Annotated in this window: 9 protein-coding genes and 2 pseudogenes; 9 read left to right on the forward strand and 2 right to left on the reverse strand. The window is 69.7% G+C overall.

Annotated elements, in window-relative coordinates; genetic code table 11:
- The 6 genes and pseudogenes from QM634_RS14975 to QM634_RS15000 form a co-directional block, all read left to right on the forward strand.
- Positions 1-288, forward strand: a pseudogene (locus QM634_RS14975) (D-inositol-3-phosphate glycosyltransferase); the annotation flags it as partial.
- Entirely contained in the window at positions 285-896 is a 612-nt protein-coding gene (locus tag QM634_RS14980; protein ID WP_415043575.1) for a YbjN domain-containing protein, read from the forward strand. The pseudogene QM634_RS14975 and the gene QM634_RS14980, both read left to right, overlap by 4 nt.
- Positions 897-909: 13 nt before the next feature.
- Positions 910-1650, forward strand: a complete 741-nt coding sequence (locus tag QM634_RS14985) for a phosphoglyceromutase (protein ID WP_415043576.1) — start codon at positions 910-912, stop codon at positions 1648-1650.
- 40 nt (positions 1651-1690) lie between these two features.
- Positions 1691-1993, forward strand: a complete 303-nt coding sequence (locus QM634_RS14990; protein ID WP_415043577.1) for a GNAT family N-acetyltransferase — start codon at positions 1691-1693, stop codon at positions 1991-1993.
- A gap of 87 nt (positions 1994-2080) precedes the next feature.
- Positions 2081-3370: a sensor histidine kinase gene (locus QM634_RS14995; RefSeq protein ID WP_415043578.1), complete on the forward strand. Its 1290-nt coding sequence runs from the start codon at positions 2081-2083 to the stop codon at positions 3368-3370.
- On the forward strand, positions 3367-4056 hold the full coding sequence (locus QM634_RS15000) for a winged helix-turn-helix domain-containing protein (protein WP_415043579.1): 690 nt from the start codon (positions 3367-3369) through the stop codon (positions 4054-4056). The genes QM634_RS14995 and QM634_RS15000 overlap by 4 nt, the downstream gene beginning before the upstream one ends.
- Positions 4057-4063: 7 nt before the next feature.
- Here the strand turns inward: QM634_RS15000 and QM634_RS15005 are convergent, their stop codons facing one another.
- On the reverse strand, positions 4064-5464 hold the full coding sequence (locus tag QM634_RS15005; protein WP_415043580.1) for an MFS transporter: 1401 nt from the start codon (positions 5462-5464) through the stop codon (positions 4064-4066).
- A gap of 111 nt (positions 5465-5575) precedes the next feature.
- On the opposite strand from QM634_RS15005, the gene QM634_RS15010 reads away from it, so the two are divergent.
- Positions 5576-6205 (forward strand): TetR/AcrR family transcriptional regulator, encoded by a 630-nt coding sequence (locus QM634_RS15010; protein WP_415043581.1) that lies wholly within the window; start codon positions 5576-5578, stop codon positions 6203-6205.
- Here the strand turns inward: QM634_RS15010 and QM634_RS15015 are convergent.
- The gene (locus QM634_RS15015) at positions 6202-7017 is read right to left on the reverse strand and encodes a hypothetical protein (RefSeq protein WP_415043582.1); all 816 of its coding nucleotides are present in this window, start codon (positions 7015-7017) and stop codon (positions 6202-6204) included. The genes QM634_RS15010 and QM634_RS15015 overlap by 4 nt on opposite strands.
- 74 nt (positions 7018-7091) lie before the next feature.
- On the opposite strand from QM634_RS15015, the gene QM634_RS15020 reads away from it, so the two are divergent.
- Together QM634_RS15020 and QM634_RS15025 are read left to right on the forward strand one after the other, a co-directional pair.
- Positions 7092-8069, forward strand: a complete 978-nt coding sequence (locus QM634_RS15020; protein ID WP_415043583.1) for a hypothetical protein — start codon at positions 7092-7094, stop codon at positions 8067-8069.
- Between the two features lie 14 nt (positions 8070-8083).
- Positions 8084-8646, forward strand: a pseudogene (locus QM634_RS15025) (hypothetical protein); the annotation flags it as partial.

Consider the following 8646-nt stretch of genomic DNA (forward strand, 5'->3'; position numbering starts at 1 on the left):
CTCGGCGTCGCCGTCTACGACGGGCGCACGGGCGCCCTCGTCGACGGCCACCGCACCTGCGACTGGAGCAACGCGCTGGAGAAGATGCTCGCCGACCCGGCCCGGCTGTCCGCGATGGGCGGCGCCGCGCGCACACACGCCGAGCGCTTCTCCTGGGACCGCACGGCCGACGGACTGCTCGCCTCCTACACCCGTGCCCTCGACGAGCGCGCGGCCCTGCGCCACCCGACCCGGGCCACGGCGCGCAAGCGCTGGCGTCGGCGCGGCCGGCAGGGGGCGCAGCTGTGACCGGTGCCGCGGCCAACCTGGCCCTGCTCGAATCGGCGCTCGCCGACCGGGACATCGACTTCGACCGCAAGTCCTCCGGCGGGACCGACGGCGAACACCTCGTCCTGGAGCTGCCGGGGGAGAAGAAGCTCAAGACCACCGTGCTGCTGACGGCCACCGGGCACGGCGCGCGCGTGGAGGCCTTCGTCTGCCGCCAGCCCGACGAGAACCACACCGGCGTCTACCGGTACCTCCTGCAGCGCAACCGCCGCCTCTACGGCGTGGCGTACACGATCGACAACATCGGCGACATCTACCTGGTCGGACAGATCAGCTCGGAGGCGTTGACGCCCGACGAACTCGACCGGGTCCTGGGGCAGGTCCTCGAGGCCGCCGACGGCGACTTCAACGTGCTGCTGGAACTGGGCTTCGCGACGTCGATCCGCCGCGAGTGGGCCTGGCGGGTGTCGCGGCGCGAGCCGCTGCACAACCTGCTGGCCTTCGAGCACCTCATCGACAAGGAGTCGCTCCCGCAGCCGGGGGAGCCGCTGCCCGAGCAGTACCGACCCGGGCGGTCGCTCGACGAGGCGGCGTCGACCTCCGATCCGGAGTCCGGCGAGTCGCTGTGAGAAAATGGGTGCCATGAGCAACGGCACCCTGATCCTGATGCGCCACGGCGAGAGCGCGTGGAACGCCTCCAACCAGTTCACCGGCTGGGTCGACGTCCCCCTCACCGACAAGGGCCGCGCCGAGGCCGTGCGTGCCGGCGAGCTCCTCGTCGAGCACGACCTGCTTCCCGACGTGCTGTACACCTCGCTGCTGCGCCGCGCGATCATCACCGCGCAGATCGCCCTGGACACCGCCGACCGCCACTGGATCCCGGTGGTCCGCGACTGGCGGCTCAACGAGCGGCACTACGGCGCGCTGCAGGGCCTGAACAAGGCAGAGACCAAGGAGAAGTACGGCGACGAGCAGTTCATGCTGTGGCGCCGCAGCTACGACACCCCGCCGCCGCCGATCGAGCCGGACTCGGAGTACAGCCAGGTCGGCGACCCCCGGTACGCGGACATCACCGTCCCGCTCACCGAGTGCCTGCTCGACGTCGTCAAGCGGCTGATCCCGTACTACACCGAGACGATCAGCGCGGACCTGCGGGCCGGCAAGACCATCCTGATCGCCGCGCACGGCAACTCGCTGCGCGCGCTGGTCAAGCACCTCGAGGGCATCTCGGACGCGGACATCGCCGAGCTCAACATCCCCACCGGCAACCCGCTGCGCTACGACTTCGACGCCGATGGCAACGTGACCGGCAAGGGCGTGTACCTGGACCCGGAGGCCGCCGCCGCCGGTGCCGCCGCGGTCGCCGCGCAGGGCCAGAAGTAACTCCTGGCGGGGCGGGTCGGCTCCGCGCTAGGCTGGCGACATGGCTGAGCTCCGCGTTGACCACCAACCCGCTCGCGAGCGCTATGAGGCGTTCTTGGACGACAACGGGTCGGAGCAGTCGGTCGGGTACGTCGACTACATGAGCGAGCCCGACACCCTGCTGCTCACCCACACGGTCGTGCACGAGCAGTTCGGCGGTCGAGGGATCGCCGGGCAGCTGGTCAAGTACGTCCTCGACGACGCACGCGCCCAGGGCAAGCAGATCGTCCCGGTGTGCAGCTACATCCAGAGCTACGTGGGCAAACACCCCGAGTACGCCGATCTGGTCCGCGAGCAGCGCTAGAGCCCCGGGCTGAACACCGGGTAAACGACCGCAGAATTTCCACGGTCCGGCTGTGTTTTCGGCACCCGCGCGTCGTACTCTTGTGGTGTGACCGTTGCCTGGATCGTCGCGGCGATCGCCCTTGCCATTGTTTGCGGCGTCGGCATCGGTCGTCTCCTCTTCGGTCAACCGGCCTTCCTCTTCGACGAGCCGATCACCCCGTTGTCGGTGTTGCCGTCGGCGCCGCCCGCGCCCGAGGGGCTGACCCCGCAGGACCGCAGCGACATCCTCCGCATGATCGTGCGCCGCTCCGAGCACGGCGTCGTCGTCATCGAGGAGAGCGGTGATGTGGCGCTCTACAACGAGGCCGCGGTCAAGCTCGGCCTGATCGCCGACAACGAGCTCCGGCCGCAGGTCGTCGAAGAGGCCGAGGAAGTCCTGCGCACCGGCGAGGACCGCCGGTTCGAGTTCGTGCCGCCCACGCCGACCGCCGGCTTCCTGGCCACCGCCCGCGCCACGGCCGCACAACCGGTGCTGTCGGTTCGCTGCCTGGCCCGGTACGTCGAGCGGGCGGGCATGCGGTTCATCCTGATCTTCGGCGACGACGACTCGGAGAACGTGCGCGTCGAGGCGACGCGGCGCGACTTCGTCGCCAACGTCTCCCACGAACTCAAGACGCCCGTCGGTGCGATCGGCCTGCTCGCCGAGGCGCTGCTGGAATCGGCCGACGACCCCGAGTCGGTGCGGCACTTCGGTTCGCGCATCGTCTCCGAGAGCAAGCGGATGGGCAACCTCGTCACCGAGTTGATCTCGCTCTCGCGCCTGCAGGGCGGCGAGACCGCCGAGCTGCAGCCGGTCGACGTCGACGGGCTCGTCGACGAGGCGATCAGCGTCGCGCAGATCCCGGCCGAGGCCGCCACCATCACGCTCAACAGCGACGAGCCGTCGGGACTGGTCGTCCACGGCGACCGTCCGTTGCTGCTCACCGCGCTCAACAACCTGCTCTCGAATGCGATCGCGTATTCGCCCGAGGGCACGGTCGTCTCGGTGAGCCGCCGGGTCATCGAGCCGGAGGGGCCCGACGAGGGCCCGCCGATGGTGGCGCTGGCCGTCACCGACCGCGGCATCGGGATCGCCCAGGCCGATCAGGAACGCGTCTTCGAGCGCTTCTTCCGCGTCGACAAGGCCCGGTCGCGGCTGACCGGCGGCACCGGTCTGGGCTTGGCGATCGTCAAGCACGTCGCCGCGAACCACTCCGGTTCGATCTCGGTGTGGAGTCGCCCGGGCACCGGGTCGACCTTCACGCTCGCCATTCCCCAAGCACCGGTCGACGATGCCCCGTCGACACAGGTTCCCGACCAACAGACCACCGAGCAAGTAGAAGAGGAAGTCTCGTGACGCACGTTCTCATCGTCGAAGACGAGGAATCGTTGGCCGACCCATTGGCGTTCCTGCTCCGCAAGGAGGGGTTCGAGGCCACGGTCATCAACGACGGTTCGTCGGCGCTGACCGCCTTCGACCGCGTCAACCCCGACATCGTCCTGCTCGACCTCATGCTGCCGGGCATGTCCGGCACCGAGGTGTGCAAGGCACTGCGCGCCAAGTCGTCGGTGCCGGTCATCATGGTGACCGCGCGCGACACAGAGATCGACAAGGTGGTCGGCCTCGAACTCGGTGCCGACGACTACGTCACCAAGCCGTACTCGGCGCGCGAATTGATCGCCCGCATCCGCGCTGTGCTGCGCCGCGGGGCCGACGCGGCGGTCGACGACGAGCTGATCGACGGCGTCTTGGAGGCCGGTCCGGTCCGGATGGACGTCGACCGGCACACGGTCAGCGTCAACGGCGAGGCGATCACCCTGCCGCTCAAGGAGTTCGACCTGCTCGAGTTCCTGATGCGCAACGCCGGACGCGTCCTCACCCGCGGCCAGTTGATCGACCGGGTGTGGGGCGCGGACTACGTCGGCGACACCAAGACCCTCGACGTCCACGTCAAGCGACTGCGCTCGAAGATCGAGCCCGACCCCTCGTCGCCGACCTTTCTGCTCACCGTCCGCGGACTGGGCTACAAGCTCGAGGCCTAGAGGACGGTCATTCCGGCGCCGTGGTCGAGGAGTCGGCGCGGTCGCGCGGCAGGATGAGCCAGGCGAGCAGGCTCCCGACGACCAGGAACAGGGCGCCGACCGCAAAGCCGGTGGAGTAGCCCTCGCGCGGCACGGTGAAGTGGCTGGCGATCGTGACCAATACGGCCAGGCCGATGGTTCCGCCGAGTTGGCGCGAACTGTTGGCCACACCCGAAGCGATGCCGACCTCCGCCGGCGGCACCCCCTTCGTCGCCGCGACGCCCACCTGCACCATCGACCCGCCCAATCCGATCGCGGTCACCGCCGAGGGCAGCAGGATGCCCAGCCAGAAGTCGAACTCGGCCGGAATCTGCGAGAAGAGGAACAGTCCGAGCCCGGTCAGCAGACCCATCAGGACCATCGTCATGCGGGTGCCGATCGTCGCCGCGAGCTTGTTGCCGACCACGATGCCGATGAACGCCGCGACGCAGAAGGGCAGGAACAAGGTGCCGGCGATACCCGGATCGACGTTCCACACCGTCTGTACGTACAGCGAGGCGAAGTAGAAGGCGGCGAGCTGACCGGCGGCGAGCATGAAGCCGAAGGCGTTGGCGCCCAGGATGTTCCGCCGTTTCATCAGCGTCGGCGGCATGAGCGGGTGGGGAGCCTTGCGCTCGACGATCGCGAAGCCGACCAGCAGCACCGCGGCCGCGACACCCCCCACCGTGAACCGCGGCGAAGCCCAGCCGTGGTCGCCGGCCGAGCTCACCGCGTACACGAGTGCGCCGACACCCGCGGTGACCAGGAACGCGCCGGCGACGTCGAGCCGTCCGGTCGACTCTCCGCGATCGGGCCGGACTCCTCGAATCGCGCCGAGCAGTGCGATCAGGACGATCGGCACGTTCACCAGAAGGACCGCGCGCCAGGAGAACCACTCGGTCAGCAGGCCGCTGAGTACGACGCCGACCGCGCCCCCGGCGGCGCCCGCCCCGGCCCACAGGCCCATGGCCTTCTTGTGGCGCGCGGGGTCCGTGACCGTGGTGACCAGTGCGAGGGATGCCGGTGCGAGCAGCGCGCCCGCCACGCCCTGCAGTGCACGTGCGGCGATCAGCATGCCGGACGACAGTGCGAAGCCGCCGAGCAGGCTGGCCGCGGCGAAGACGACCAGCCCGGCGATGATGACGTTGCGCCGTCCCCACAGATCGCCGATCCGCCCGCCCAGGAGCATGAACCCCGCGTACGTGAGCAGGTACGAGGTCACGACCCACTGCAGTGCGCTCGGCGTGAATCCGAGGTCTGCCTGGATCTTGGGCAGCGCGATGTTCACCAGCGACATGTCCAGGGCGACCAGGAAGTTCAGGAAGAAGACTGTCGTCAGCAGCGCACCGAAGTGCGTCTCAGCGGCCGGTCGGTGCTCGGTGCGCGTCATGCGGGCTCCCTCAGAGTAGGTCGTACGCGTACGGAATCGTACGCGTACGACAGGGTAACCTAACTTGGCCGTGCCGCCAACCGTCGGTCGGTGATGAGACAGAATGGGGTCATGCCGCCGACCGCACGTCTCGATCGCGCCGCGATCGTCGACGCGGCGTTGCAGATCATCGAGCGCGACGGCGCGGAGTCGCTGAGCATGCGGCGACTGGCCGCCGAACTCGATTCCAAACCGATGTCGCTGTACCACTACGTCCCCAACAAGGCGGCGCTGCTCTCGTTGGTCCTCGGCGAGGTCGCCGCGCGGATCGAGTGGCGCACGATCAGCGGCTCTCCGCGCGATCGCATGGTCGGGATCATCGTCGACATGCACGACAAGCTCAGTGAGATCCCCTGGCTGATCCGGGTGCTGCGCGAAGGGGTGGCCACCGGTCTTCCCGCGCTGACGCTGCCCGACCAGTTCATCACCGCGGCCAACGAGGCGGGCTTCGACGACCGGCGGGCATTCGGCCTGTGGCGCTCGTGCTGGGACCTCGTCGCCTCCGAGTTGCAGTTCCAGACGTCGCGCGCCGAACGCTCTCCGAAGGAGAAGGCCTGGTTCGAATCCGTCGACGCCGCGGATCTCGCCGACTATCCGGCCGTCCTGCGGATCCTGCCGGAGTGGCCGCGCTACTCCGCGGAGTTCCGGGTCGACGAGGCGGTCGCCATGCTGATCGACGGTGCGCTGGCGACCCTGGCCTAGAGGATCTCGTACTTGACGTCGGTGTCCCGGCGCGCACCGGCGGCGGCGGTGGCCGGGTGGACGGCCAGCAGCCCGAGTCCCGCCCGACGCCGGCACACCGCGGCCAGCTCGGCGTATGCCTGCTCGCCGATCAGCTCGGTGAGCTCGGGGGCGTAGGAGTCCCACACCTGCGTGGCGCCGACGTGGGCGTCGGGCGACCCGGAGCAGTACCAGGCCAGATCGTGGCCGCCCTCGCCCCAGCCGCGACGGTCGTATTCGGTGATCGTGTCGACGAGGATCTGCGTCCCATCCGGGCGTTCCTCCCACTCCTGGGTGCGCCGCACCGGCAGTTGCCAGCACACGTCGGGCTTCACGGTGAGCGGTTCGATGCCCTCGCGCAGCGCCATCGCGTGCAGCGCGCATCCTGCGCCGCGGTCGAAGCCGGGGCGGTTGAGGAAGACGCACGCCCCCTCGTGGACCCGGGTCTTGAGCGCCGGTTCACCGTCGGCCTCGTCCTCGACGAGGTAGCCGTCGGGACCGAGCGGGTCGCCGCGACCGCCGACGTCGTGGAACTGCCAGCTGTCGGCGTCGAGCATGGCGACCCCGGCCTCGAGGCGTTCGCGGTCTTCCGCGTCGGACAGGTAGGCGCCATGGCTGCAGCAGCCGTCGTCGGGCCGGCCCTCGATGATCCCCGGGCACGCGGGGGTGCCGAACACGCAGGTCCAGTGCGAGCACAACCAGGTCAGATCGGCCCGGATCCAGTGCTCGGGGTTGCCCGGATCGGCGAATTCGTACCACTCGCGCGGGAAATCCAGGTCTACTTCGGGCTGCACAGCTCCAACCTAGTCCCGCGTGACACGCCCGAGGCAAGTCACGGCGTCGCGCGGCGAGCCACTACCGTGGGGATGTGCGTTTAGGAGTGCTCGACATCGGCAGCAACACGGTGCACCTCCTGGTGGTCGACGCCCACCGGGGCGGTCACCCCAACCCGATGAGCTCGACGAAATCGGTGCTGCGGCTGGCCGAGCGGATCGACTCCGACGGCCGGCTGTCGGACAAGGCGGCCAAGGACCTGGTCGGCGCGATCGACGAGTTCACCCGGATCGCCCACAGCTCCGGTTGCGAGCAGGTCATGGCGTTCGCGACGTCGGCGGTGCGCGATGCCGCCAACAGCGAGGAGGTCCTCACCGAGGTCCGTCACCGGACCGGGGTGGACATCGGCGTTCTGTCGGGCCGGGACGAGGCGCGCCTGACGTCGCTGGCCGTGCGCCGCTGGTACGGGTGGAGCGCCGGGCGCATCCTGGCCCTCGACATCGGTGGCGGCTCGCTGGAAATGTCCAACGGCGTCGACGAGGAGCCCGACGTGGCACTGTCGGTGCCGTTCGGCGCCGGTCGGCTCACCCGCGAGTGGTTGCCCGGCGATCCGCCCGACCGTCGTCGGATCAACGTTCTGCGCGATTGGCTCGACGCCGAGCTAAAGCCGGTGGCCGCCGAGTTGCGCGGACCTGGCAAACCCGACCTCGCGGTCGGCTCGTCGAAGACCTTCCGCAGCCTGGCCCGGCTGACCGGGGCGGCGCCGTCCAGCGCCGGTCCGCGGGTGAAGCGGCAACTGACGTCGAGCGGTCTGCGGCAGCTCATCGCCTTCATCTCGCGGATGAGCCGCGACGACATCGCCGAGCTCGAAGGCGTCAACTCGGCGCGGTCGGGACAGCTCGTGGCCGGTGCGCTCGTGGCCGAGGCGGCGATGCGCGCGCTCAATCTCGATACACTCGATATCTGTCCGTGGGCGCTGCGGGAAGGTGTGATCCTGCGCCGCCTGGACTCCGACGTGTTCGACGACGAACTGGCCGCCCTGCCGGTGACGTCGGGCACGGACAACGACTAGTGAGGACGTAGCCAATGGCCAAGGACGATCCGGACTCCCGGCCGATCCCGGCGTCGGAGCTGCTGGCGCGCAAACGCGCTGCTGCCAACGCCGCCGAGGACACCGGTGAGATCCCCCGGGTGGCGTTCCCCCGGTCGACGAACCCGGTTCCCCAGCGCAGCGCTCCGCCGGCCTCGGGTCCGCGCACGGCCAGCGGGATGCCCTCCTTCCAGCCGGGCCAGACCGCCGAGTCCGATGCCGCCGTCACCGCCTCGAACAAGGTCACCGGCGTGATCCCCGCCGTGGACAACACGATCACCGGACCGGCGACCGGGTCGTTCTACCGCTCCGACGACGAGATCGACTTCGAGTCCTACCGCAACTTCGACGACGTGGTCGCCACCGACGAACCGGTCGAGCGCAAGAAGGGCGGTCTGTTCTCGCGGCGCAAGCGCAAGGAAAAGGCGCCCGCCGCCGAGCCGGTGCAGCCGGCCGCCGACAAGTCGGACGATGCGGCGGTCACCGGCCCGGTGACGCGCATCGTGACCGAGCCCGCGGCACCGGCCGCGCCCCCGACCGCCGCAACGCCCCCGACCGC

Source organism: Gordonia sp. (in: high G+C Gram-positive bacteria), assembly GCF_047606305.1.
Lineage (GTDB): Bacteria > Actinomycetota > Actinomycetes > Mycobacteriales > Mycobacteriaceae > Gordonia.

Bases quoted from the DNA above. Each gene is read 5' to 3' on its own strand.
- QM634_RS14985 (WP_415043576.1), top strand. From the start codon at position 910: ATGAGCAACGGCACCCTGATCCTGATGCGCCACGGCGAGAGCGCGTGG.
- QM634_RS14990 (WP_415043577.1), top strand. From the start codon at position 1,691: ATGGCTGAGCTCCGCGTTGACCACCAACCCGCTCGCGAGCGCTATGAG.
- QM634_RS15005 (WP_415043580.1), bottom strand. From the start codon at position 5,464: ATGACGCGCACCGAGCACCGACCGGCCGCTGAGACGCACTTCGGTGCG.
- QM634_RS15010 (WP_415043581.1), top strand. From the start codon at position 5,576: ATGCCGCCGACCGCACGTCTCGATCGCGCCGCGATCGTCGACGCGGCG.